The following is a 25,582-nucleotide window of genomic DNA, read 5'->3' as shown; positions in this document are numbered from 1 at the left end:
AGCACAACCCCCGGGAGAAACCCATGCGCTGGCCCACCACGCTCACAACGGCCCATCTCGTCATGCGCCCATGGCGCGAGGATGACGTCACCGCTCTTTTCCGATACGCCAGCGACCCCGAGGTGGGACCGCACGCGGGCTGGGCTCCCCACCAGTCGCAGGACGAGAGTCGCCAGGTCCTGCACGACATCCTCATGGTGCCTGACTCCTGGGCCATCACGCTCCACGGTCGCAAGGGCACGCTAGCAGACGAGCCGGTGGGCGCAATAGCGCTCCGCCACAGCGCGCAGGGCCTCACAGACCTGCCCGCAGACGAGGCCGAGATAGGCTACTGGATCGCACGGCCCTGGTGGGGCCACGGCTACATGACCGAGGCCGTGCGTGAAGTGCTACGCCACGCGTTTCTCGTCGAGAACCTCGAGGCCGTGCGCGCAAGCTACCACGAGGGCAACGAGGGCAGCCGCCGGGTCCAGGAGAAGGCGGGGCTCCGCCCGCACCACCACGTCGATGGCACCGTTGACCGTCTTGGCATCACGCACACCGAGCACGTGCAGCGCATCACGCGCAGGGAGTGGGAGGTCTCGCTTGCCGCAGACCCAACGGACGCCGGAACCATCGCGCGCCAGCAGTCCGAGGCGGCAGGCATCATCGACCGTCTGCCGCTCATCTCGCTCGTGCGCTCCGGTGGCCAGACCGGCGCCGACCGCGGTGGCCTCGATGCGGCGCGCGAGCAGAACGTCCCCATCTGCGGCTGGTGCCCTCCCGGCGGCCTTGCGGAGGATCTGCCCGAACCGCCGGGCCTTCTCGCCCTCTACCCCGAGCTTCGCGAAGGCCCCAGCCAGGGCTATGTCGAGCGCACCGCATGGAACGTGCGTGACAGCCACGCGACGCTCATCGTCTCGCCTGGTGGCCTGGAGCCCCGAAGCGGCACGGAGATGACGGCCATCTTCGCCGAACGCATGGGCAGGCCGGTGCTGGTCCTCGAGGGGGCAAGGGTAAGCGAGGACGCCACGGAGGCGCTTGCGTGGCTCCGCTCACTTGGCACGTGCGCCATGACGCTCAACGTGGCCGGCCCGCGCGAGTCCAAGATGCCTGGTGTCTATCAGCTCACGCACGACATCATGGCAAACGTCCTGGGATGAGACAAAGGGACTGTCCCTTTGTCTCATCCCAACGCGCGCGAGAAGAGAGCGCGTTGGTCGGCGTCCCAAAGCGACATGTCGTCCGAGGTAAAGAGCACGCCGCCAAGCATGGCGTCTGCCTCGAGAAGCTCCGAGCGCTGCGCGTCGTTAAGGCGCACGCCCGGCCGCAGGAAGAAGACGTCCGGATCGCACCTAAACGCCCTGCCGTCGAGATGCGCACGACCGCGCGTGTTTGCAAGGCTGTTCTTGGTGCTCACCCGCTCGCGGCCGGTGCCACGCATGTAGGCGGCCCCGTCCCAGTCCAGCCCCACGTCGCAGCCAATGCGGCAGAACTCCGTGCGCCCCAAGGCAGAGCCAACCGGAACGCCGCACAGGTCAAACCACGTGCCAGGCGCTGCGCTCTGGCGCATGAGGTCGATGGCGTCAGCCATGAGCTGACCTCGGTTCATGCCGCCATGCGGGAGCATGCACGCCGCATAGAGGAAGTCGCACTTGAGAAGCGAGAATCCCCACTCGCCGGTGAGCGTTGCCATGACGCGTGCCACGTATTCCCGCACCTCAGGATTCAGCGTATCGAGTGCCACGTGCCCGGACCAGTGCGAGCCGGTCACCACAAGCTCGCCCTTCTCGTCACGAAGCAGCCAGTCCGGATGCGCCGAGAAGAGCTGGGACTCGCGCTCGCACACGAAGGGCGCAACCCAGATGCCCGGCATGAGCCCGCGCTCACGAGCGGCAGCGGCCACGGCGACAAGGCCGTGCGGGAACTTCTCGGCATCCGGTTGGAGCCAGTCCCCCACGCGCGTGTAGCCGTCATCCATCTGGAAGGTTGAACGGCGCGTACCCAGGTCGTAGCCCTCAAGGCAGTCCGCAAGCGCATCCAAGTCGTGCAGCAGGCATGGCTCCGAGATGTCCGTGTAGTGGCGATACCAGCTGGTGTAGCCCACAAGCGGCGAGCAGGGCGGGGCGGCGATACCACAGAGCGCAAGCCAGCGGCCAGCCGCCTCGTCAACGCTCCCCGCCCGCACCACAGCAAGCCCCAAAAGGCAGCACCTATCGCCAGCACTCACGAGAACCGCCGGCGGCTCCTTGCCCACGAGAAGCACTCCCGCGGGCAGGTCCTCGCGGATGAGCGTCATCCCCGTGCCCTCTCCAAGCGAGCCCACCAGGGCAGCCTCGCCATCCCGCCGCACGTAGCCATAGGTAAAGCCATGCTGGTGACCGGGTCTCTCGTCCTCCTCCACAAAGCGGTAGTCGCCCGAGGCGTCGAGCACCCAGTGACGAATGGCCACGCGTGGCACGGAGAAGTTGCGCATGCGATCGCGCGGGCTGCGCTCCACGGAGTCTGTCCAGGAGTTGTAGCCGTTCAGGTAGAGCGCCGTTGCCTCACCCAGCGCCGCGGGCAGCGTTGCCTCCACGGCGTCGATCACAACCTCACGCCGGGGCTCCGCGCACAGCCGCCAGCACTCCCCGTCGCGCACAAGTGAGATACCGAGCGTTGCCGCATCCGTACCGGTCACCAAGCCAGATGCCTGCACATGGGCCACGCGTCCCTGGTCAGACGCCGTGTGCCAGCGCACACAGAAGGTAGGCTCACCGAGAAGCGCCGTCACGCCCTGTCGCCTCCCCTGGCCTCACCAGAGGCGCCCCCAATAGTCCCAAGCACGCGCCGCTCGTTGTAGCGCGTAAAGACAAGGCCTCCTATGAGGCAGAACGCCGTGGCAACAATCGCGGTGGCCCGGTAGCCCATGCCGTTCTCGCCGAGGATGGAGATGGAGGTGAAGAGGATCATCGCAAGCGTCTGACCCAAGGTCATCGAGAAGGTGCGAGCCGCGTAGAACATGCCCTCGCGCCTCTCGCCCGTCTCCACGGCGTCGCACTCCGCGATGTCTGCCAACACCGCCTGGGGAAGGATGCCAAGGATGGCCATGGGCACGGCAGCAAGCACCGCCACGAGCATGCCCCACACCATACCCGGGATGCCAAACATGCCGCACACCGAGGTGACTGCGAACGCCGCACAGAAGAAGAAAAAGCCAAACGCGACTATGCGCTTCTTCCCGTGGCGCTTGGCCAGCATGTTCACGGGAGCATAGAACAGCAGCGAGATGAGCGTCATTGCGGCGAAAAAGACAAAGGAGAGCGAGTCCGGCAAACCCATGAGCTCGGTGATGTAGTAGGTCATGCCGGTCTGGAACATGGTGATGGCAACCCAGTAGAGCACGTCGGAGAGTTCGAAGACCTGGAAGTCATGGTTCTTGAATGTCTTGGCAACGGACTGGAACATGGGAGTTGAGGAGGGCTCGGCCTTGGCGTAGAGGGTCTCGTCGATGCCAAAGGCGGGCACAAGCATGCAGGCAACGGCAACGGCGGCGAGCACGGCAACCGTAACCCTGAAGGCGCCGGCAATACCCATCGCAGGTTCGAGGTAGGCAGCGACCGTGGTCACAAGGTACGCGAGCGCCGTACCAATGAAGTAGGTGACCGAGATGTGCGTGGAGAGGTCGATTCTCAGCTCCTGCGTGCGTCCAAGCTCGGGAATGAGCGCGTTGAAGGGTGTGCAGTAGAGCGAGAGCGTGATGTAGAAGAGCATGAGACAGCAGAAGAGCAGCACGTTATTCAGAGTCTCGCTGCCCGTACCCGGCAGCACAAAGACGAGGACCGTCATCACGCCAAAGGGGATGGCGGCACCGCGCATGAACGGGATCCGGCGGCCAAGAGGGCTTTTCAGCCTGTCAGACTGCGCGGCAATAAAGGGGTCGATGAAGCCGTCAAGGAGCCTGCCGCACCCCGTGATGATTCCAATGACCGTGAGCCCCGCAAACACGGCTCCCTGGGTGATAAAGACCGCCATTCCACGCGAGAGCATGGTGTCGGAGGGCATGTAGAAGTAGACGAGCCAGTTGCTGACGATGCCCGAGAGTATCGCCCATCCCAGCTGCCCTATCGCAAAGAGCCTGATGACCCGCCTGTCCGCAAGCCTGGTCCCCGAAGCCTTCTCCCCCGCCATCCCTACTCCCCTCTCGCCATGAGACAAAGGGACAGTCCCTTTGTCTCATCTCAGCGCACGCACTGCCATGTCAACGATGCACTCAAGCTCCTGAGCCCCCGAGGAGAAGTCATCCGAGGGGATGACCTCGCCGCGCGCGAGCTTCTGCGCCACGCCCATGAGCGCATGGGCGACGCTCCAGTAGAAGACCGGAAAGTCCACCTCGCGCGCAACGGAGCCATCCTGGAGTCCCAGCTGGTACGCGTCGGCAAAGATGAGGTAGAACGAGTCCACCTCGCGCCCGTAGGCGGCAACCGCGTCAAGCGGCGCCCCCTCGGTGACGAGAAGCCCGTCGAGGTCGTCGATGAAAAGCACAAAGCCGGCGTTCTCCACGTAGCCCTCTGCATAGAGGCGCAGCATGCGCTCGAGCCTGTCCGCGCCACTCATGCCGAGAAACGCATCCGACTCGACAAGCGCCACAATGCGCTCGTTGAAGCGCCGCCAAAGGAGCGTTCCTACCACAAGGGCAAGGCGCGTCTTGGTCGAGAAACGACGGTAGAGCGTGGCCACGCCAACTCCTGCCGCATCTGCGACGTCGGTCATGCGCACGTCCGCGATGCGTCGCTTAAGGAAGAGGCCGGCTGCGCACTCGACGGCGCGATCCATACGCGCGTCGCCCGTAAGGCTCCTTTCCTGTGGCACCGCAGGCGCAAGACCTGCCGTTGACTCACCCTGTGCCATCCTTGACGCTCCGTTCCCCTGGGTGATAGTCTTACTATCAACTTGATAGCGAGGCTATCACCTCTGTCCATACAGGGTCAAGGAGGATTCGATGGAATCGTCGACAGACCGGGCGAGAAGCGTCTTTGGCAACGAGCAGGACGATGCAACGTACCAGAAGGCGGTCCAATCGAAGGAGCGCTACCTCCGTCGCTTTGGCGACGACTCCAAGACCGTCTGTCACCTCTCGGCTGCTCCCACACCGGTGATTGGCGAGATGCTCGGCGTGAGGAACCTCGTCATCTCGCCCGACGGCACGCCTCTCGACATCTACGCAGACGCCACACAGGCCCCCAAGCCACCCGCCACAGACCGCACCGTGGAAGGCGCAACCGGCGCCCCGGTCATAGTGGGAAACATCCGCATGGGCTTTGGGCACTATCGCATCTCGATGGCCATGGCGTCTGCCGCGCATGCCATGGGCTACACGCCCTACTGGCTTGACCTTGCCTCCTTCAAGGACGCCACGGGCTCCAAGGTCATCCGCTACCAGAACGACCTCTACTCCAAGGGGTCGAGAATCTCTCAGCGCGTTGGGGCCTTCAACAAGCTCGTGTGGGAGCCGCTCAACTCGGAGGGTTTCCGCAAGCTCTCGTACAACGCGGCGGACCAGAAGAACGCCGAGCTCTGTGTGCCCCTCTTCCACGACATCGACAAGGACATCCCCTACGTGGGAACGCATGTCTGGCCCTCGCAGGCAGCTGTGCACGCGGGCATGACTCACGTGGTGAACGCCATCCCCGACAACTGGCCCATGGCGCTCCACCTTGCGGAGGGCTCAATCCACACGGTGCAGACGCCCAGCGCCTACCTGGGGTATCACCAGCTTCGCGGCATGGACCCCGCACGCCAGCTCAAGCCCATGCCCGAAGGGTCAATCTACTACACAGGCCACTACGTTGACCACGAGCTTGTCTCCAACATCCCCGCAGACTGCTCGCGACGCAGGAACCGCGTCATGGGAGGCGGCCCCGTGCGCTACCTGCTCTCCGTTGGCGGCGCAGGAGCCCAGCAGGAGCTCTTCGCGGCAATCGTGGAGCATCTCCTCCCCTATGTGAGGCGTGGGGAGGCCGTGGTCTTTGTCAACGTGGGAGACCACAAGAAGGTGTGGGACGCGCTGCTCAAAAGCGTGGACGGCCTTCGCAGCGAGGCGCTCCCCCACTTCGAGGGCATAGACGAGGTAGCGCGGTTTGCAACGGCGGCACTCGACGGTGACGTGAGCGGCGTGCACGCCTTCTGCGACAAGGACATCTTCACGGCGGTCTACTCGTCCAACCTGCTCATGCGCTGCTCGGATGTGCTGGTCACCAAGCCGAGCGAGTTCTCGTTCTACCCCGTGCCCAAGCTCATGATCCACCGCGTGGGAGGCCACGAGGCCTGGGGCGCCATCCGCGCAGCGGAGGTTGGCGACGGCACGTATGAGATGGACGACACCGCAGAGGTGCTCTCGATGATCGACTCGTTCCAGCGCGAGCGTGGGCTTCTCGGCTTTATGTGCGACCGCATCGAGGACGCCGCCAAGGCGGGCATCTACGACGGTGCTTATCGCGTCATTGATCTTGCGGTGAACGGCACACAAACGCTACCCGCCCCACGCGCCATGGCACGTTAGCATACGCGATGAGACAAAGGGACTGTCCCTTTGTCTCATCGCCTGCGGCGACGGTCGTCCTTGATGATGCTACGGGCAACCCATATGCCCAGGATGAGGGCAGCAAGGTAGCCCACAAAGCCGATGATGGGAATGCCAAAGATAACGGGCTGGATGCGCGCATAGTAGACCACCGACGAGCCAATGAAGAGGCCCGCCACCATCACGCTCATCGAGAGCCTGTTGGCAATGTGGGCAAAGTCGTTGATAGGGTCCTCTGTTCCCGCCACGTCCAGGTTAAGCCGCAGCTGGCCGCGGGTGAGCATCTTCATGGCAAGGTCCGCCTGCGAGGCCGCGCCGAGAAGTCCATGCGCGGCGCGCGTTCCCTCGCGCGTGAAGCCCTTGACCTCGTGCTCGATGAGGTCCTCTGGCGTGGTGTGAGCCTTGATGTGGGCCGTGATGATCTCGATGATCGAGACACCAGGGAGAAACTCGTCGACCACGCCCTCGAGCGTCACGAGGGAGCGTGCCAGCATGGTGACCGTGCCGGGAAGCTCGACGCCGTTCTTTCTCGCCATAGAGATGAGAGAGTTCACGAAGGAGCCAACGTCAAGGTCTGCGAGGTCAGCCTCGCCGTAGTCGGCAATGATCATGTCGAGATCGTCCAGGAGGTGCGCGTGGTCGACGGCGGAAGTGTCAGATATCGAGAAGCGCAGGAGACCGTCGGCTAGCCCGGCAGAGTCCCTCAGTGCGACGGCCTTTACCATGTCCGACATGGCCTTGCGGTCATGCGAGGAGAGACGCCCCATGATTCCCAGGTCGATGTAGACGATCTGCCCGCCGCGGACGATGAGGTTGCCGGGATGGGGGTCCGCGTGGAAGAAGCCGTCATCGATCATCTGGCGCGTGTAGTTGTCGACGAGCTTGGTGCCTATCTCCTCGAGGTCGTAGCCGGCAGCGACCAGCTTTGCCGTCTTGTCGATGGGAATGCCCTCGATGTAGTCCATGACCACGACGTGCTTGGTGCAGAGCTTGGGATAGGGCTTGGGGCAGTCGACAAACTTGCAGTCCGCGTTGTTGCGCCTAAACTCCTCGAGGTTTCTGGCTTCCACAAGGAAGTCTGTCTCGTCGCGGAAGGACTGCCAAAGCTCGTCCACTACCGACTGCATGTCCAGGAACTGGCTCCCCGACATGAAACGGTCCATGAACCCCACGAGCGAGCGCATGATGGCGATGTCTTGTGCCATGGTCTCCTGGACGTGTGGGCGCTGCACCTTGATGGCGACCATCTCGCCCGTGACGAGACGTGCCTTGTGCACCTGGGCCACGGAGGCGGAGCCCAAAGGAACATCGTCGATGGCGTCGAAGATGTCCTCAATGGGAGTGTCGTACTCGTCGCGAAGCGCCTGGAGCACCGTGTCGCGGTCCATGGGCTCGACATCCGAGCGGAGCTTGGTAAGCTCTCGACAGAAACTCTCGGGCAGTATCTCCGAGCGCATGGAGAGAATCTGTCCCGCCTTCACGAAGGTGGGGCCAAGCTCCTCGAGCATGTGACGCAGACTCTTTGGCGTGAGGCCGTGGAAGATGTCATAGCGACGCACAATCGAGAGAATCTCGCGGACGCGCTTGAGCCGCGAGCTGCGCGACGACTCGTACCCGTCAGACGTCTTGCTGCGACCACCAAACAGACCGATGGTCTGCGCGTCGTCGTCCTCGAAGCCGTCCTCGCTCACGCTCTTGTACCACGCGTCAAGGAGCTCGTCACTGGTATGTGGCGAGCTCCCCTTTGTGACATCCCTTGTGTCGTGAACTTCTGGCACAGGTTCTACTCCTTGGCGTCACCATCATCGACGGGGGCGTCCTCGACGGAATCCGGCTCGACGACGTCTGCGTCGATGTCAGAAGCCATAGAGGCGACCTTCTTGGCAAAGTCCGCACGCTCCTCGGGGGTCATAGCCTCCATCTTGGCGCGCAGGGCGGCGTCGGACGTGTCGCCAACGACCTCCTTTGCCTTGCGGGTAAGCTCCTCGTTGATGGCCTTGCCCTGGGCAACGGTAAGCTCGCCCTTCTTGACGAAGCCGTCGATGATCTCCTGGGACTTCTCGGCGGTGGTGGCGACTGCGCCCACGCTTGCCAGGAAGACCTTGCGGAAGCCGTCCGTGATATCGAAGTCTGCCATGATGTCTCCCTTCAGAAGCGGGACGAGCCCGTCCCGCGGCCGTGATGCTCTCTGTTCTACCCCACATCAGCTGGTTGGATGCGCTGGGAGCCCAAAATTCGGCGGGCGCCCCATGCCTCACCCCAGAAGTATGTGCCCAAGCTCCCCTACGGTCTCGGCAACGGCAACCGCCCCGGCGTCCCAGAGCTCTGCCACCTCGCACGTGCGCGCATAGTGAACGCCAACGCAGGGAATGCCCACCTCCGTCGCGGCGTCAACGTCGTAGAACCGATCGCCCACCATCACCGCGTCATGGGGCCCAAGCCCCGTGCGGTCCATCGCGCGCCGGATGGTCTGCGGCTTGGTGTCGGTGCCGTCATCGAGTTTTCCCAGGTAGACGTCGAAGTGAGCAGCAAGGCCAGACTCACGCATGCCGCGCTCGAGCAAGGCCGCACGCTTTGACGAGGCAACGGCAAGCACCTTGCCGGCGGCATGGAGCGAATCCGCAAGCTCCACCATGCCCGGGATGGCGGGAAACGCCTCGGCGCCCAGCGTGTTGTAGATGGCGCGGTACTCCTCGGTAATCCGCGCGGCCTCCTCTGCCGAGTAGCCATAGACCATCGAGAAGGCCTCGGGGAAGGGCGGCCCCACAAGGCGTCTGAGGTCTCCCATGTCTTCGCCGCTCAGACCGTGTTCGCGGAGGACGGTGCGGGCCGTGGCGATGATGCCCGCAATGGTATCCGAGAGCGTGCCGTCAAAGTCAAACACCACAAGCCTGCGACCGCTCACGTCCATCCCACGCGAGAACCGCCTTGTAACTTCTCCGGATGCCATCGATGCTCTCCCCCGGCCTCGTCCTGCCTGTCACATACGGGTTTCTAAGCGTCTACGGTACCTGAAGCCACGGGCTCCGCGCGCTAGAATCTGCTCGTGGAGCTACCAGGACTCCATCCCGTATCAAGACCGCAACGAAGGAGCGACATGCGCGCAGAGCCGTTCGTGTGCTACAGGCCTCAGCCCGAGAAGGCCAAGGACTTCGCGTCACTGCCCTATGACGTCTTCACGAGGGAGGAGGCACGGGAGGCCGTGGCCGAGCGCCCGCACTCGTTTCTCGCCATCGACCGCCCCGAGACCGCCTTCGACCCCTCCCACGACATGCATGCCCCCGATGTCTACCAGAAGGCCGCAAGCCTCCTAGCAGACCGTGTTGCCGACGGCACGCTCGTGCGCGACGGGGACCCCTGCTACTACCTCTACCGCCTGAGCGGCAACGGCCACGAGCAGACGGGTATCGTTGCGGCCTTCTCGGTAGACGACTACGAGTCCGGCACCATCCGCCGTCACGAGTTCACGCGCCCGGTTGACGAGAAGGACCGCGCAGACCACATTGCAACCACCGGTTGCCAGACCGGCCCCGTGCTCCTCGCCTACCGCGACGACCCCACGCTCTCGACCATCGTCGCCGCCGCAACGACGGCAACCCCGCTCTACGGCTTCACCGACGCAGAGGGTCTGCGCGAGACCGTGTGGCGCGTCAACAGGCCTGCTGCCGTCGACGCCCTGCGCACGATGCTCGCGCTTGTCCCGCGCGCCTACATCGCCGATGGCCACCACCGCGCGGCCGCCGCGGCACGCGTGCGAAAGTCGCTCCGCGAGGAACACGGAGACGCGATGGGCGCCCCCGGCACCGAGCCCTGCGACTACCTCCTGGCCGTGCTCTTCCCCGAGAGCCAGCTCATGACCCTCCCCTACGACCGCGTGGTGGCAGACACCGCGGGCCTCTCTGCCGAGGACCTTCTCGCTCGCCTCGTCAACCAGGGCTTTGCCGTGGACGAGTCCGCCGAGGGACCCGTGCGCCCCACGGAAGCCCTCCACTACGGGCTCTTCCTCGACGGTGCGTGGCGCGAGCTTGCATGGCAGGGCGACGTCCCCCAGACGGCCGTGGGCAAGCTCGACGTCTCGGTTCTCCAGAACCAGGTCCTAGGTCCCATCCTGGGCATCACCGACCCCGGACGCGACGCGCGCATCTGCTTTGTGGGCGGTCAGCCGGACGCCGGCGCCCTCGAGCCGCTCGTCGGCAAGGGCGGCCTTGCCTTTGCGCTGAGGGCAACGCCGGTAGCCGACATGATGGCCGTGGCAGACGAGGAGGGCATCATGCCCCCCAAGTCCACCTGGTTCGAGCCAAAGCTGAGAAGCGGGCTCTTCATCAGGCCAATCCTGGGGAGCGCCGTGAAGCGCCAGGCATAGGAGCGCAAACCGGCACCCCGAAGGCCATTGCGGTCTCTGGGGTGCCTTTTCCACTCCATGGGTATAAGGTGAGTTCGGAGACGCGACCGGAACCGCCGGTTTGCAGGCAATGAGGAGGTGCCGCATGGAGGAGACTGACGACGAGCGCTGGCCGCACTGGGCGCGCGACTTCACGCAGGCACTATCGCATGCCTTTGGGCGGCAGGTCGCCCCGCAGGACCAGGACTCCGCAGGTCAGGCAATCTCTGAAGGGAAGGTCGCGGCGCCCAGGCTAGGTGCCCGCTTTGCCGCAGCCGTCGATGCGGGCCATCCGCGAGTCACGACGACGCTCGACATCGACGTGCTGTCCCAGCGGCTCATGGCTTCTGACGACCCCCTCTCAGACCTTGGCCTTGTTGTGGCGGACATCCGCTCGCGTCAACGCGATGACCAGAGTACCGGAGAAGGTCAGATCATCGTGCCCTCCTCCGCACAGGACGCGCTCCCACCTTCTAACCTCGAGCTGTTTCTCGCCGACGCGCTTGACGATGCGGGACTTCTTGCCCCGGACGTTGCCATGCCATCGGTAGGCGTGGTCCGACCGCACACCTCGCACCTCTTCTACCTGCGCGTGAATGACCCAGAGCTGAGCTATGCGGCAAAGCTCAAGGTGCTTCGCATTGAGGCGGCACTCAACGCGGCACTTCTCGCCTCGACGTTCTTCGATGACGCGGACGACGTGCCGGTAGGCGAGCTCGTGAGGTTTAGGCAGCGCATCGCCACCTCCGTCACGTCACAGATTCCTACCATCGCAGACGGCCTTCCCACGCGCGAGGAGGAGCGCCCCAACGGCGAGTGGGCGGTGCGCAAGGGCATCTCGACGGGCATCGAGCACTTCCAGGTGCCCTATCGCCTTCAGGCGAGCTTCCGAACAAACGTGGCCGACGGCAACGTGGCCATCGTGGTCGACCTCACGCCACCTTCCGCCATGCCCGCCCATGTGTGGGTCGACGGTTTGGGGATTGTTCCGTCAACGCCCGAAATGCGCCGTCGCGCAGCCACCGACTACAACCTTCGCGTTGGCATCCTGCTGGCAGCCTGTGCGTTTCGCTGCAGCTCGCTCATACGGCACGTGTGGGTTGCGGGCACCGTTGACACCCCACAGTCGCACGACTGCTACTACTCCGTGTGCTTCGACCGCGAGGGCTTCTCGGTAATCCCCCTCACGGGAACCTTTGATCCCGTGGCAACCTACCAAGGCTTCGACGCCACGCTCGACGAGAAGGACGGCCAGATCTCGCCCGTAAGGCAGGGTTTCTCGCTTGAGGGCGAGCAGTTCTGCCCCACCAGGCGCTACGAGACCGTTGAGCTCTCAACACGTGTGCTTGCAGACCCCTTTGCCACGGCGCTGGGGGCAAGTCGCGTGAACCAGCTTGGCATTGTCGAAGAGAGCAAGCGTGTCGAGGTTGCTTCGCAAATCGCGCGGCGCCTCTCGTCCTCGACCGAGGAGAACGTCCGCGCCATCATGGAGCTTGCGGGCAAGGACGACGACGCAACCGTAAGGGAGGCCGCTCGCCGCTGCGTGGGCAAGCTCATAGACGGCACGCTCCCCGATGATGACCCCCAGGCCATCCAAGACGAGTTCGTAAACGGCAACGCGCTCTTCGAAGCCGTCGAGAAGTCCAAGGAGCTGCTTGCCCAGAAGGACACGGCAGGGGCGCTCTCCTGCGTGCTTGACGCCCTCGCGCCTGTGGAGCAGGCGCGAGCCTACGAGGACACGCCCACGGTGGAGTGGCGCGCGTTTGGCAGCTACGTTGACCGCGTGCTCTACAACCGCCTGCTTTGGGACGGCTCCCACGAGACGCGCCTTGCGCCCGATGCCTACCTAGAGGCCCAGCTCGTGGCCTCCGTGGCAGCGCTTGCCGAAGGCCGTCTACCTCGGGCCACAGAGCGAGCCCGCCGTGCCGTGGAGCTGGCACCCCTGAGTATCCACTCGCGGCTGCAACTGGCACAGTGCCTTGATGCCGATGGCCGAACGGACGATGCCATGGTGGAGGTGGGGCACCTCCTTGAGCTTGCCCACGACCCCGAGGGCGTGGGGCTTGGCTACTTCCGCATGGCTAGCTACGAGTGGAACCGCCAGGACATACGAGCTGCCCGCGCCTGTTACCAGCGGGCACTCTCGTTCATGCCTGGCATCGCCACCCAGATGGCCTCGCAGCTCTCGGCCATAGTCTTGCAGCTGCAGGGCACCGCCACCTCGAGCGAGCCTCTCAGCGAGGAGCAGGTGCGCGCGGCGCTTGCGGCTCGCGACATCGCGATAGCGCCCACCGAGAAGGTCACCGACGCCTTCTTCGAGGGCATGCGTGCCTCCCTCGATGCCGAGATATTCTCGGTGGCCCGGGAGTTCATGACCATTCTGGGGCTCATGACGCACGATGACGTGTACTACGGCATGCTCCGCTCCATCGAGGACGAGCCAGACCGCTAGCGCAGGCAGCGCGAAGCCCAGCCAGAAACCTAGGAGACAGCACACACATGCACGAGCAGACCACCTCGAACCCACTGTGGCCACCGAGCTTCTCGGCAGCCATCTTTGACTTTGACGACACCCTCGCTCTGACGCACGACCTCTGGAAACAGGTGGACATCGCCTTCTTGAGGTCGCGTGGCATCAGCTATACGCCAGATGTTGGCCGCACGCTCACTATGCTTGGCTTTGCGGGCGGCGCGCGCTGGTGCATCGAGCGCTACGGCCTCAAGGACACGGTCGAGGAGATCTGCGATGAGTGGAACTCCATGGGCCGTGCGCTCTACGCCACCCAGGTACGCCTGCGGCCAGGCGCGAGGGAGTACCTTGCAGCGCTGAGAAGCGAAGGCGTGCCCCTGGCGCTCGCGACCACCAACGACCCCGACGTGCTTGGCGCCATGAAGACGAACGTGGACGTCTACGACCTCTTCGATGCCGTGGTATGCGCTAAGGAGGTTGGGTGCGGCAAGGATCACCCCGACATCTACCTCGAAGCGGCAAGGCGCATCTCTGCGAAGCCCGGGGACTGCATGGTCTTCGAGGACCTCCTCCAGGGGATCTGCTCCGCAAAGCGAGCCGGAATGCGCACCTGTGCAGTACTGAGCAACAACCCCCTCCAGAACGAACGTGAGGTCGTTGCTGCAGCGGACTGTTCCATCTCAAACTGGCGAGAAGCGCTTGCGAACGAGAGGTAGCAACTACTATTTTGCGAGCGGCGTGCATGGGACCGGAAGTGGCCATTGATTACCACTTGGGGATTTATGGGCTATTCCCAGAACCATTGGGGTAATATAGCACCCGTGGCTGTTGGGGCCACAAGGTATCGCGCGAGAGCGCAGCTTTTTGTCCTGCGGGGCAAAGAAAGAAAGGCACGACATGGCAAAGGGTACTGTTAAGTGGTTCAACCCCGACAAGGGCTATGGCTTCATCTCTCGTGAGGATGGCGACGACCTGTTCGTCCACTACTCCGAGATTCAGATGGACGGCTTCAAGACCCTGGACGAGGGCCAGGCTGTCGAGTTTGACATCACCACCGGCCAGAACGGCAAGCTCCAGGCTTCCAACGTCCACAAGCTCTAGTTCATAGCCCAACTCATACCCCTTTGGGGATTTGTGGGACTTGGCTCCCCCTCCGTATGGTGGGGGAGTTTTTTGTGCATCGTGGGGCTTTCCATGACGCGGGCGCATGCTGCGATACCATGGACGGGCACCTGCTTTGGGATAAGACGAGAGGGAACGGAATCGTGAGAGTCCTTGCAATCGTGCCCGCGTACAACGAGGAAGAGTGTCTCGCAAACACCGTACGAGAGCTGACTAGCACCTGCCCAGACGTTGACTACCTCGTCGTCAACGACGGCTCGAGCGACGCCACGCCGCGCATCTGCGACGAGCTGGCACTCAACCACATCGATCTCCCCGTGAACTGCGGCCTTACCTCCGCCGTGAAGGCGGGCATGAAGTATGCCCTGCGCCATGGCTATGACGCCGCCGTGCAGATCGACTCAGACGGCCAGCATATACCCGAGTACATCCCCACCATGGCAAAGACCCTCGAGGAAGAGGGCGCAGACATCGTGATTGCCTCGCGCAACCTCGCAGGTGGCGGCGCAGTGGGTGCACGCGGCGCAGGGGCAAAGCTCATCACCGCGATCATCCACCAGACAACGGGCGCCACCATCACCGATCCAACGTCCGGCATGCGCATGTACAACCGGGCCATGATCGAGCGGCTCGCTCGCGGGTTCGACCTGGCGCCCGAGCCAGATACCATTGCGCTTCTCATCCGCAGGGGCGCAAAGGTCATCGAGGTACCCGCAGAGATGCGAGAAAGGCAAGGCGGCACGAGCTACCTGCACTTCATGTCCTCGATTTCCTATATGGCGCGCACGTGCCTCTCCATCCTGCTCTTCCAGTGGTTTAGATAGGAACTGCCATGTCCATCGTTCTTCGTATAGCCCTCATCATTGGGGCACTGTTTGCCCTCTCCATCGTTGTGCGCAAGGTGAGAAGGTCAAAGATTCGCATCGCCGACTCGGTCTATTGGGTCTGCGCTGCCGTGCTTCTCCTTATTCTGGCAATCTTCCCGGGAATCGCGTACTACTTCTCAGATCTCCTGGGGTTCCTCTCGCCCAGCAACTTCGTATTCCTCGTGGTCATCGCGCTCATGCTGCTCAAGCTTTTCAACCTTGCCTGCGATGTGTCGCGCCTTACAGACAAGGTCGAGCAGCTCTCTCAGGAGGTCGCGCTCAGCAAGAAGGAGTTTGGCGACAACCCCCAGAACAAGCGTTAGCACTAAGCAGAGGCGTCAAAGCTTTTACTGCTCCATCACGTTGACCCCGTCCCCAAAGTCGAGGATGCGGGGGAGATGGGTGTAGCGGTCTTCAGCAGGCGGGAGCTGGTGATAATCGCCATAAAGCACGCGCAGATACGCGTCGCAATCATGCGGTGCCCGTAGGGTCATCCCGTCGAAGGCGATGTCTTTCGTGGGGAAGATATCGGAAGTGTCGTAGAGCCCCTCCAGGGGATAGGTGGCATTGAACCAGCGCTCCAAGGGTTCCTTGGGCTGCGCAGCCTCAATGAGCCGGCATGAGAGCTCCTGCGGCTTCCACGCCTGAGCGATAGTGTGATGGAGCACGGAACATGCCGTTGCCTTAAGGCCACGCATGGAAGTGTCTGTCGGAATCTTGGGGTGCGCGATGCCGTGAAGGTAGCTCATGCGCTGGAGCCGGAGGCACGTTGCCTTCTGCGCCCGGGCACGCGCAGGATTGGCTTCCTGGCGGAAGAAGGGAAAGACGTCGAGAAAGATTGCCTGGTTGCAGCCGGCCTCCATGGAGACATCATCGATGAAGCGCGTACCGTCGAGAAAGACCTTGACCCAGAGCGACGTGAGGCCCGGAGTGTTCTGACACGTGGCAAGCGAATAACCCTTGGGCAGTGCCCTGGGGGCGAGCTCGACAAAGCGTTGGTAGTCCTCATAGGCCATGCCAATGTCCGTGTCGTCATCCCAGGGGATGAAGCCTCCATGGCGAACCGCGCCCAGGCAGGTCCCCGAATCGATGAAGTAGTCGATGCCGTTCTCGCGGCAGAGCGCATCCACGACACCCAGAATGCTGCGTTCGGCATCTTGCAGCCTCTCGAGAGCGCCCTCGGGATACGGCCGCATCTCATCCATCTTCTTCCTCCCCTTGTAATGAGACAAAGGGACAGTCTCTTTGTCTCATTCCTCTCCCCTCGTGTACTGCTCGTCCTGTTCGGCAGACCCTCTCTCCTCTTCGCCCGTGAGACAAAGGGACTGTCCCTTTGTCTCATCTTTGTCTAATCGAGCCTCTTGCAGTCGCGCACAAAGAACGCCACCAGCGAGAGGACGGCCATGAGGTAGGAGCCCACGCCAACCCAGCTTACGCCGTTCATGCCAAAAAGGTCCACCACGGGAATGGTGACCGCAAGCGAGACAACGGTGGCCACAACGTTGCCGAGGAAGCTTGCCTTGTAGTCTCTGAGCGAGAGCAGCAGGTCGTTCATGAACCAGGCAAAGGCAGTCACAAAAGTACAGAGCACCGCTGGGCCAAGAAGGTAGCTGTACTCGACTATCTCCTGACCGTAGAGAAGACCAAGCACCCACTCGCCAAAGATAAGAATGAGCACCGAGAAGACCACCGTGATACCCACAATGCCCTGGATGGTGCGCCTGAAGAGCTTGAGCGCGGATGCCTTGTCATCCTTGAAGCGCTGTGCGAACTCGCCCATGAGGGGGCTGTAGATGTAGGAGGCCCCCATCTGGACAATTGCCGCCGGAGACGCCACAGAAGAGTAGATGCCCAGAGCAGCCGTGCTCACACTCGCTGCGAGGTACTGCTTAGGGACCGTAAGGACAGCACTCGAGCACACCTGTGCTATGACCAGCGGCAGCAGTGTTGCAAGCGTACGGGCGGCAGAGCGCAGGTCGATGACGGGCTTGATGGACTCAAAGCCAGAGGCTCGCGGCATATCGTAGATACCGCAGATTGCCAGCGTGGAGACGGCCATGGAGATGCAGGCCAGCACCAGAGAATCGCTGAACCACAGCACCACAGAGAAAAGGACTAGGTTGGAGATGCCCTGCATCATGTAGGAGCGGCCGATGTAGTCCATGCGAAGGTGCCGCTGATCTATTGCGTGGAGACCCTCGATGAAGTTTGCGGCAAGCGAAGCCACCAGGTAGGCGACAATTGCCGGCACGGCATCCAGGGAGCACGTAAGAACCGCATAGGCAACGCCAGCCACGAAGGCTAAGGCACTCGTGAGAAGACGCAAGCCAACATACTCACCGGAACTGTGCTCGCCCCGGACGTCGGTCACCTGCACCGTTCGCAGGCGGAAGTCGGCAAAGGGCGCCACAAGGTTGGAGACCGACATGGCCAGCGAGAGGGCGCCCGCGGCATCGAAGCCATGGGAAAGACGCACCACGGCAATGGTGATGAGGTAGTTGCAGCCCAGCCGCACGATGGAGCCGGCGGAGTTCCAGGCGATGTTCTTCTTGAGCGAGAGACCCTTAGCCATTGGCCTTCTTTCCTCCAAATATGGTGTGGTAGGCAATGCTTGCGGGAAGCTCGCACAAGACGCCAATCACCTTGTTGGGGACCTTCGAGAGGCCACCCCTCTCCCCTGACATGCGACAGCCAACAAGATAGAGCGTAGTCTCCCTAAACTTTCCAACCAGCGTCTGGGAGCGCTGCGCGCAATAGAGCTTGTGCTTGCGGTAGCCAATGGGGTTCTCGCGCGCGTTCTTTGCAAAGTTCTTGGTAAGGCCATCCGGAAGGTAGTGGCAGATGGTGAGGATGGTGTTGTCCGTCCTCATGAGATAGTGATCATCGAGGCGGTAGTACACAGAGGTCTCTGCGATGAACTTCTCCCCTGGCGCTACGTCGTACGGGTACTTTCGCAGCACCTTAGTCTTGTGGATGAGGGAGGTGTCACCGGCAAAGTGGTACTTCTCGAAGAGATCCCAGTACTTGACCTCGGTGAGGCCATCTGGAATCCAGGTGACCATGGGAGTGTGCTCGTCGGTACCCCTGAGCGCCACAATGCCGGCAATGCGGTTGTCATCGCGAATCGCTTCGTAGTCATCGACTATGCGCGCAACGGCACCGGGAACCAAGTGGTCGTCGGAGTCGACGCAGAAGAAGAGAGGGCACTCGCACAGTGCGACGCCAGTGTTGATTGCACGAGGCTTTCCACCGTTCTCCTTCTTGACGTAGGTAATGTCGACCTTGCCCTCCTGCTTCCATGAGGAAACCAGCGAGCAGGTGCCATCGGTAGAGCCATCGTCCACAATAAGCCACATGAAGTCCTGCGATGTCTGCGAGACAAGACTCTCGTAGAGCGTCGGAAGGATGTAGGCGCGGTTATAGGTTGGTGTGAACACACAAACTGTTTTCATGCGGATGCTCCGGTCGAATGACAAGATGCAGCAGGCGGCCTGCACGGGCATTTAGCAATTCTCGCATGGACGGCTTGATGCAAGGGCGGCGATGGGTGCCAAGCGGAAATTCAACAGAGAGCGCCATTTGCACACCCGATTCCCCTTAATCGAGAGCTTACAATCTATCAGGTGATGGAAAGGAACCTGAACGGGGACAAGATGGAACAAAAGCGCATTGGCACCGACAAGATGAAGGCCATCGAGCTGGACATCATGCGGGAACTCTTCCGCGTGTGCCATGAGGAAGGCCTGAAGTGCATCATGGCGTACGGTACGCTCTTGGGTGCAATACGCCATCACGGCTTCATCCCCTGGGATGACGACATCGACCTCTTGATGCCGAGAGAAGACTACGAGCGCCTGCCGGAAGCGTTTGCCAAGCTCTCCTCCAAGCCGTACTACAAGATCATCTGGTATCGGGACCACTCGTCCATCTATCCCTTCATCAAGGTGGTGGACGTGCGCACGGAGGTTATCGAGCACTACGTTGACGAGCGCTGGTGCCGCACGGGGGTATGGGTGGACGTGTTCCCCGCTGATGGCATTGGCCAAAGCGACAAGCCATTTGAAGATGTGGCCAAACTCAGGCGCAAGTACGACTATCTAACGGCCAACATTCACGAGGGTTCCTCGACTGTGAGCCTCTTGGGGAAGCGCGTGCTCAAAGCCATCATGCCCAAGGAGGACATCTACCAGATTGCCCAGCAGACAGATGACATCGCCCGTGCGGTTCCCCTAGCGGAAAGCAGGGAGGCTGCCAATATCGCCTGGGCGGTGGGGCCGAACGAGCGCATGCCCAAATCCATCGTATTCGACACGTGCCCCTATGACTTCGAGGGCGATCAGTTTGACGGCCCGAGAGACTACGACATTTGCCTCACGCGCTGGTATGGAGACTACATGACGCCGCCGCCAGAGGACCAGCGCATCCCTCACTACGTGGACGCCCGCTGGCTCTAGACGTCAGGACTGGTGACGAAGGCCCGAGAGCCGCGTCAATCTAAACGCAATGCCCAATAGCCGCGCCGTGCCCCAGAAGCCAAAAATGTGATAGGAGAGGGAGGCAAGGTGCACAGCGCGGTCCTCGTCAGCAGTAAGGAGAAGGGGTGCGTGGGCGCACATCTCAAGGGACGTGCGGTCGTCCTTGCGGCACTCCCCCAGTGCCGCCGCCTGCCCCATCCACACTATGAACGGATAGGCTAGATAGGCGCGGATTGAGCGCGCCTCGGTACCAGACAGTCCCAGCTCGTCAATGGCAGCAACGTGCTTTTCGATCACTATTGCAAGGTCATCGGTCATGCTGCGCGTTACTGGCTTTGACGTCTGGGCGTAGGCGGTTCCCTTGCGGTAGCAGTAGTAGGGATCGTCGAGCCATCCCACACTCTTGGCGTGTTCGAGGACGCTGGCAGACCAATCGGTATCCTCGTTGCGCATTCCCTCGGGGAACGCAATGCCATTCGCTCGCACGAGCTCGGTGCGCACAACCTTGTTCCACACGGCACGAGCCATGAGTCCCTGGGAAATTAACTCGAGAAGTGCATCCCCCTTGCTCAGGCCAGCGATCTTCTCGGCAAGGTTTGTCTCCTTTGGAGGGATGACGGCTCCCTTGGAGTCATCGTACATGCAGTTGTCGTGCATGAGGACATCCACAGGACGCGCGGAGAGGCTCTGTGCCACGCGCTCGAGGCAGCGGTTGTCCCTAAGGAAGTCGTCGTTGTCACAGAAGGTGAGGTAGTCTCCCGTGGCGCGCTCGACGCCCGTGTTGCGCGCGGAGGAGGTACCGCCATTTGGCTTGTGAATCGCAACGACGCGCTGGTCCTCGGCAGCCAGAGCGTCACAGAGGTCGCCAGAGCCATCGGTTGAGCCATCGTCGACGAGAAGCACCTCGAGGTCGCGGTAGGTCTGCGACGTGATGCTTCGCACGCATTCGCGCAGGTAGTCCTGTGAGTTGTAGACGGGGATGATGACGCTAATCTTCATGACACACACCTAGATCTATGAGCGGTCTATCGGAAGACGGTGGCACACGCGAGCTTTGCGGGCAGGTAGCAGAGCACGGCAAGCGGCACGTTGGGTGCCTCTCGCACGCCGCCTCTGTGATGGGCAAGCATGCATCCAACCAGGTAGAGCGTGGTCTCTCGGCAGGCGTCGTAGGGGTTTGTCGCCCTTCTCGCACTGTCGCGCTTGTGGCGCATGTAGCCAATGGGGTTCTTCTTGGTGTTCTCGACGAAGTTCTGCGTGTAGCCATCTGGCAGATAGTGGCAAATGGTGAGCACATGGTCGTAGGTGAGCATGTCGTAGTCATCGTCAATCGCAAAGAAGGCCATCGACTCGGCTACGAACTTCTCGCCAGGCGCCACCTCGTAGGGGTGCTGGCGCACGATTTCCGTGCGGTGGATGAGCGAGGTGTCGCCCTTGAAGCGGTATTTGTGGAGCAGGTCCCACATCTTGACCCTGGTCACACCTGCCGGCATGCGTGTTCCCAGTGGTGTGTTCTCATCTGTGCCCCGCAGGGCAACGATACCCGCGAGGGTGGCATCCTCCCGCGCGCCCTGCCACACGTCCATTATCTGTTCGATTGCCGTGGGAACCAGATGGTCATCGGAATCCACCACGAAGAAAAGCTCGTCTGAGCAGTGCTCCATACCTGTGTTAGTGGCACGCTGCTTGCCACCGTTCTCCTGGTAGATGTAGGTGATGGGCACAAGCCCCTCTGCCTGCCAGCTGCGAACCAGCGTGGAGGTGTTGTCTGTCGACCCGTCATCGACCACGAGCCAGGAGAAATCGCGCGAGGTTTGGGCTACCAGGCTCTTGTAGAGCTTGGGCAAGATGTAGGCACGGTTGAAGGTTGGCGTGAACACGCAAACGGTTGCCATGGTGACAGATCTCCGATTGATGATATGCGCGATGGTTCCGCTGCCGGAATGGAGAATTCATTTTTGCACGGAGATGTAATCAGCCAGTAAGGGCGTCGCAGAACGAAGAGAAAGCTCCAAATATGATGAAAGATTCTGAAAACTAGCGACTGCCGAAAAATGCGACCGTCAACCGATTCGAGACGACATATAGGCACGTTCCAGAGCCCGCACCGTCTGTGGCCAGGACAGGTCGCGCTCGACATGCGCGCGAAGCTCCCGCGCCTGTTCGGACGTCCAAGCTGCCACAACCTGGCGGATGCCGTCCGCCATGGTTGCAGGCTCGCGATCTGGTGCGATAAGCCCAAAGGTTTTGCCGTCGTGGCAAAGCACCTCGCGCGCGCCGCCCACGTCTGGCACCACGCAGGGAACGCCCCAGGCACCCGCCTCGAGAAGAGACGTGCAGAAGCCCTCAGAGCGCGTAGGAAGGCAGAAGACGTCTGCCTGTGAGAGCAGGGCGGAGAGGTCGGCGTGACCAAGGTTGCCCACGAGGTGAGCATTGGCAGGGAGGCCTCGCTCGAGCTGGGGACGCAGCGTACCCTCGCCCGCAAGGACGCAGGCGCACCTCTCGCCCAGCAGCTCCATGGCAGCCAGGAGCCGCTCTGGCCCCTTCTCGGGCGCAAGCCTGCCCACGAAGGCAACGAGCGTCTTGTCTTCCGGAATGCCAAGCTCGAAGCGGAAGTCCCTGCCAGATGACTCGCCGCGAAACGCCGCCCCGTCGATGGCGTTGGGAATGACCAGCGACGTCTTGATGCCAAAGGTCGCAAGCCACGCAGCGCTCTTCTCGCTTATGCCGGCAAAGGTTGCACCAAGCGAGACGTCTTTGGCGGTCATGCGGCGCTCCCACGCATGAGCTGCGGCGTCAAGCGCCTCCCCACGACCAAAGGTGAGCCACGCCGAGCCGTGGTCAAGAAGTACTGCTGGAACGTGGATGTCCCGTGCAAATCGAAGTCCCGTGACCGACGTGCCGTAGAAGCGGGTGTTCACGAGGACGCGATCTACGCCCAGACCGGAAACGGCAGAGAGGAGCGAACGCTCGCGCGAGCCATGGCGTGAGAGCGGAAGCCTACCACCCATGAGCTGCATACTGGGCAGGCGAACGATGCGCACGCCGTCTTCCTGGGTCTCGACCTCTGGCGCATCGTCACGGGCAGACGTCACCACACAAACCCCGTCACCACCTAGGACGAGCTGATGGGCGAGGTTTGCGGTAAACGTCTCCACGCCTCCCACGTGTGGGAGGTACTGCGCAGAAAATATGGCGTAGGTTCGTGACATGAACCTAGCTTAGCAGTCGTAAGCGGGGTCTATCGCCTCAAGCTCGCGGAACGAGTCGATTTCCGTCACGTCAGAGAGCGAGCACTCCCGGGCATAAACCTTGTACTTGTCAGCAAAGTACTTGAGCGGGGCCTCGTCCCAGAAACGCTCCTTGCCGCCAGGCATCGCAAACGTAGCAGGAATGTCCTCCGCAAGCTTCTTGCCGTCCTCAGGCGTCCAGTAAGAGACGCCCACCATCTGCCAGACGCCACCCTCGCCGCCAATACCCAGGTCCTTGATGACACCATTCTTGACTTCGAAGCACCAGTCGTCAGAGCGCTCCATGGGGATACCCAGGTAGTTGGACCGATCCTGGTAACGGGTTATAAGGCTGGGGTTTCTCAGCAGCAGATCGGACTCAAAGACGTAGGCGCTCTGGAGGTAGTCCTTAGCAGCAACCATGCTCGAGATGTTGTTTGCCTCGTTGTAGAGGGGGTTATCGATGAGCTTGATGGTGGGGTACTTGTAGAGGAGCTGGTCGAACTGCTCGCCAAGATAGCCCCTAACCACATAGACCTCGGTGATGCCGGCCGCGTAGACCGCGTCGAGAATGGTGTCGATGATGCGCTTGCCGCCCACGCGCACCAGCGGCTTGGGGGTGTTGAGCGTGATGGGCACCATGCGGGAGCCAAAGCCGGCAGCAATGAGCACAGCGCGCTTCACGCGATAGGGCTCAAGCGCGTCAAGGCCCTCGTCGGTGATATGCCTGTCTGCGACAAGCCCCTGTTCGGTGAGATTAGAGACCGCCTCGTTCACACTCCCCACAGACATCCCAGCCTGCGCCGCCACGGCGCGCTGGGTAAGCGGCGCCGGGGCCGTTGCGATGGTGGAGAGAACGAGGAACTCCTTGTGTGTCATGACGTACCTACCTCCAGGTGGCTATCGGGAAACTGACTGTTGAGTATGGCGGTAGCGCCTTATGGCTGCTACCACCACCTTCTCAATAACGTTTGTGACAAGGATGAGAACGGAGACAAATGCAGAGCACTCTACCAGACGTTGTGCGTCGAGGTCGGTCACCAGGAGCGCAAGCGGCATGTCAAGCGTGGTAGAGAGGAAGGAGACAGCAGAGATGGTCACCATGCAGTTGACAAAGAAGAACGAGAACATCTCGGCAATCGTGTCCGCCGTCGCCGGCACGAGAACGTCCAGCACGATGCGTGCACGCCCCACCCCCAAGGTCTGGCCAACCGCTTCGAGGTTCTTGTTCACCTTGGAGAGAGAGTTATAGGCCATGAGATACGGCGACGCGATGAAGTGGACCAAGTTCACCAAGATGAGGATGGCAAACGTCCCGTAGATGAGAGATCCCTTGAAGGCAAGAGCAAACGAGAGTCCAAGGACAATGCCTGGCACGGCAAGGGTGGTGACAGACGCCAGGTGAAGGAGACGCGCGGATACGCCACCGACGCGAGCCGTAATGTAGGCAACGAGATAGGCAAGGATGGTCCCCAGGATGGAGACGACAAAGGCAATGAAGAGTGAGTTCACCCAGTAGGAACCCGCCCCCATGGTGAAGGCTCGGCCAATATTGGCAAGGGTGGGCGTGAGGTCAAGGGGATATTTCGTCGCAAATGACACCATGCAGAAGGTGGCGATGGGAGCAAGAAGCGCCAGTGTGACGATAACTGCCGCAACGTAGCCCACGGCATCCCGAACCGCATTTGGCTTGAGATCAAACCCACGCGAGACATAGCGCGCGCTGGCACGATCCCGTGCAAGCACGTCGACAAGAAAGTCAATAACAGCGGGGATGAGCAGGACAAAGCCAATGGCAGCACCGGTGTCAAAGTCGAGAAGCCCCACTGCATTCTGATACATGAGCACGGGAAGCGTCGTGACCTTGCCTCCCACCATCAGCGGCACACCGTAGTCCGTAATCACAAGAGCAAAGGTCGCAAACGCAGCAGAGATGAGCGGCTTTCTCAAAAAGGGAAGCGTGATGTGGGCGAACTGACTGGGCTTGGGAATGCCCAGGACGTCCGCTGCCTGGTAGGGCGTTGCATCCTCGTAGCGCATCACGTCATAGATCATGAGAAAGGCCGGCGGGAACGAGTAGAGAAACGACCCCATCACAATGCCCGGAAACCCATAGATGGACCACGATCCATGCAGCAGGTTCGTGAGTATCCCGTTTGACCCCAGAAGATACACCAGACTCATGCCGTGAGCGAGCGAGGGGACAAGCATAGGAACCGTGAGGAGAACGGCAAAGACGCTCTTCCCCTGGATTGCGGTCCTGCAGAGCACCCACGACATGAGGAGAGCAGCAAGCACCGAGACAACTGTGGTGATTGCCGCGACCACAAGGGAGTTGACGCATGCGCTTGCAAACGCCGGGGTCCCAAAGACCTCCCGTACCTGCGGATCTGCCAGGCGCGAGAACATCCCTACCAGGGGAAGCACAACCGCCAGCAGGAAGAAGAGGAGGAGCGCTATCTTGAGGAGTCCCATGCCTTTTGAGCTGGTTTGACGA

Annotated in this window: 23 protein-coding genes; 9 read left to right on the top strand and 14 right to left on the bottom strand. The window is 61.8% G+C overall.

Annotated features, from left to right (window positions below; translation table 11 throughout):
• Window positions 1-23: 23 nt before the first annotated feature.
• Window positions 24-1,142: a GNAT family N-acetyltransferase gene (locus NVS32_RS07240; RefSeq protein WP_258499217.1), complete on the top strand. Its 1,119-nt coding sequence runs from the start codon at window positions 24-26 to the stop codon at window positions 1,140-1,142.
• Between the two features lie 23 nt (window positions 1,143-1,165).
• Here NVS32_RS07240 and NVS32_RS11050 read toward each other — a convergent pair whose 3' ends face one another.
• Genes NVS32_RS11050 through NVS32_RS07225 form a run of 3 tightly spaced genes read right to left on the bottom strand, consistent with a single transcriptional unit; the run spans window position 1,166 to window position 4,869 of the window.
• Window positions 1,166-2,752, bottom strand: a complete 1,587-nt coding sequence (locus NVS32_RS11050; RefSeq protein ID WP_258499216.1) for a glycoside hydrolase family 36 protein — start codon at window positions 2,750-2,752, stop codon at window positions 1,166-1,168.
• Window positions 2,749-4,149: an MFS transporter gene (locus tag NVS32_RS07230; protein ID WP_258499215.1), complete on the bottom strand. Its 1,401-nt coding sequence runs from the start codon at window positions 4,147-4,149 to the stop codon at window positions 2,749-2,751. The genes NVS32_RS11050 and NVS32_RS07230 overlap by 4 nt, the downstream gene beginning before the upstream one ends.
• Window positions 4,150-4,194: 45 nt before the next feature.
• Window positions 4,195-4,869, bottom strand: a complete 675-nt coding sequence (locus tag NVS32_RS07225; protein WP_258499214.1) for a TetR/AcrR family transcriptional regulator — start codon at window positions 4,867-4,869, stop codon at window positions 4,195-4,197.
• Between the two features lie 91 nt (window positions 4,870-4,960).
• Between NVS32_RS07225 and NVS32_RS07220 the strand changes: the two genes are divergently transcribed.
• The gene (locus NVS32_RS07220; protein WP_258499213.1) at window positions 4,961-6,520 is read left to right on the top strand and encodes a DUF6937 domain-containing protein; all 1,560 of its coding nucleotides are present in this window, start codon (window positions 4,961-4,963) and stop codon (window positions 6,518-6,520) included.
• 35 nt (window positions 6,521-6,555) lie between these two features.
• Here NVS32_RS07220 and NVS32_RS07215 read toward each other — a convergent pair whose 3' ends face one another.
• The 3 genes from NVS32_RS07215 to NVS32_RS07205 form a co-directional block, all read right to left on the bottom strand.
• On the bottom strand, window positions 6,556-8,319 hold the full coding sequence (locus NVS32_RS07215) for an ABC1 kinase family protein (protein WP_233516472.1): 1,764 nt from the start codon (window positions 8,317-8,319) through the stop codon (window positions 6,556-6,558).
• A gap of 5 nt (window positions 8,320-8,324) precedes the next feature.
• Window positions 8,325-8,678, bottom strand: a complete 354-nt coding sequence (locus NVS32_RS07210; RefSeq protein WP_117651409.1) for a phasin family protein — start codon at window positions 8,676-8,678, stop codon at window positions 8,325-8,327.
• Window positions 8,679-8,795: 117 nt separating this feature from the next.
• Window positions 8,796-9,491, bottom strand: coding sequence for an HAD family hydrolase (locus tag NVS32_RS07205; protein WP_117651410.1), 696 nt, complete (start codon window positions 9,489-9,491; stop codon window positions 8,796-8,798).
• Between the two features lie 147 nt (window positions 9,492-9,638).
• Here NVS32_RS07205 and NVS32_RS07200 point away from each other — a divergent pair, with 147 nt between their 5' ends.
• The 6 genes from NVS32_RS07200 (at window position 9,639) to NVS32_RS07175 (ending at window position 15,703) form a co-directional block, all read left to right on the top strand.
• Entirely contained in the window at window positions 9,639-10,904 is a 1,266-nt protein-coding gene (locus NVS32_RS07200) for a DUF1015 domain-containing protein (protein WP_258499212.1), read from the top strand.
• Window positions 10,905-11,028: 124 nt separating this feature from the next.
• Window positions 11,029-13,374, top strand: coding sequence for a tetratricopeptide repeat protein (locus tag NVS32_RS07195; protein WP_258499211.1), 2,346 nt, complete (start codon window positions 11,029-11,031; stop codon window positions 13,372-13,374).
• A 47-nt stretch (window positions 13,375-13,421) separates the two neighbouring features.
• Window positions 13,422-14,108: an HAD family hydrolase gene (locus NVS32_RS07190; RefSeq protein ID WP_258499210.1), complete on the top strand. Its 687-nt coding sequence runs from the start codon at window positions 13,422-13,424 to the stop codon at window positions 14,106-14,108.
• A gap of 181 nt (window positions 14,109-14,289) precedes the next feature.
• Window positions 14,290-14,493, top strand: a complete 204-nt coding sequence (locus tag NVS32_RS07185; RefSeq protein WP_117651415.1) for a cold-shock protein — start codon at window positions 14,290-14,292, stop codon at window positions 14,491-14,493.
• A gap of 164 nt (window positions 14,494-14,657) precedes the next feature.
• Window positions 14,658-15,338, top strand: a complete 681-nt coding sequence (locus NVS32_RS07180) for a glycosyltransferase family 2 protein (RefSeq protein ID WP_117651416.1) — start codon at window positions 14,658-14,660, stop codon at window positions 15,336-15,338.
• Between the two features lie 8 nt (window positions 15,339-15,346).
• A complete protein-coding gene (locus NVS32_RS07175; RefSeq protein WP_258499209.1) occupies window positions 15,347-15,703 on the top strand; it encodes a DUF2304 domain-containing protein in 357 nt (118 codons plus the stop codon).
• 24 nt (window positions 15,704-15,727) lie between these two features.
• On the opposite strand, the gene NVS32_RS07170 is transcribed toward NVS32_RS07175, so the two are convergent.
• The 3 genes from NVS32_RS07170 to NVS32_RS07160 form a co-directional block, all read right to left on the bottom strand.
• Window positions 15,728-16,585 (bottom strand): LicD family protein, encoded by an 858-nt coding sequence (locus NVS32_RS07170; RefSeq protein ID WP_117651418.1) that lies wholly within the window; start codon window positions 16,583-16,585, stop codon window positions 15,728-15,730.
• Between the two features lie 143 nt (window positions 16,586-16,728).
• Window positions 16,729-17,952, bottom strand: a complete 1,224-nt coding sequence (locus NVS32_RS07165; RefSeq protein ID WP_258499208.1) for a lipopolysaccharide biosynthesis protein — start codon at window positions 17,950-17,952, stop codon at window positions 16,729-16,731.
• On the bottom strand, window positions 17,945-18,832 hold the full coding sequence (locus NVS32_RS07160; protein WP_258499207.1) for a glycosyltransferase family 2 protein: 888 nt from the start codon (window positions 18,830-18,832) through the stop codon (window positions 17,945-17,947). The genes NVS32_RS07165 and NVS32_RS07160 overlap by 8 nt, the downstream gene beginning before the upstream one ends.
• A gap of 201 nt (window positions 18,833-19,033) precedes the next feature.
• On the opposite strand from NVS32_RS07160, the gene NVS32_RS07155 reads away from it, so the two are divergent.
• Window positions 19,034-19,834, top strand: a complete 801-nt coding sequence (locus NVS32_RS07155; RefSeq protein WP_258499206.1) for a LicD family protein — start codon at window positions 19,034-19,036, stop codon at window positions 19,832-19,834.
• A 3-nt stretch (window positions 19,835-19,837) separates the two neighbouring features.
• Here NVS32_RS07155 and NVS32_RS07150 read toward each other — a convergent pair whose 3' ends face one another.
• The 5 genes from NVS32_RS07150 to NVS32_RS07130 all read right to left on the bottom strand — a co-directional run bounded on the left by NVS32_RS07150 (window position 19,838) and on the right by NVS32_RS07130 (window position 25,560).
• On the bottom strand, window positions 19,838-20,854 hold the full coding sequence (locus tag NVS32_RS07150) for a glycosyltransferase family 2 protein (protein WP_258499205.1): 1,017 nt from the start codon (window positions 20,852-20,854) through the stop codon (window positions 19,838-19,840).
• A gap of 26 nt (window positions 20,855-20,880) precedes the next feature.
• Window positions 20,881-21,750: a glycosyltransferase family 2 protein gene (locus NVS32_RS07145; protein ID WP_258499204.1), complete on the bottom strand. Its 870-nt coding sequence runs from the start codon at window positions 21,748-21,750 to the stop codon at window positions 20,881-20,883.
• Between the two features lie 168 nt (window positions 21,751-21,918).
• Window positions 21,919-23,013, bottom strand: coding sequence for a glycosyltransferase family 4 protein (locus tag NVS32_RS07140; protein WP_258499203.1), 1,095 nt, complete (start codon window positions 23,011-23,013; stop codon window positions 21,919-21,921).
• A 63-nt stretch (window positions 23,014-23,076) separates the two neighbouring features.
• Window positions 23,077-23,964 (bottom strand): sugar phosphate nucleotidyltransferase, encoded by an 888-nt coding sequence (locus NVS32_RS07135; RefSeq protein WP_258499202.1) that lies wholly within the window; start codon window positions 23,962-23,964, stop codon window positions 23,077-23,079.
• Window positions 23,965-23,985: 21 nt separating this feature from the next.
• A complete protein-coding gene (locus NVS32_RS07130) occupies window positions 23,986-25,560 on the bottom strand; it encodes an ABC transporter permease subunit (protein WP_258499201.1) in 1,575 nt (524 codons plus the stop codon).
• Window positions 25,561-25,582: the final 22 nt, after the last annotated feature.

This window comes from Tractidigestivibacter montrealensis (genome assembly GCF_024741235.1).
In the GTDB taxonomy this organism is placed as follows: domain Bacteria; phylum Actinomycetota; class Coriobacteriia; order Coriobacteriales; family Atopobiaceae; genus Tractidigestivibacter; species Tractidigestivibacter montrealensis.
This window is presented reverse-complemented; position numbering and strand designations above follow the sequence as displayed.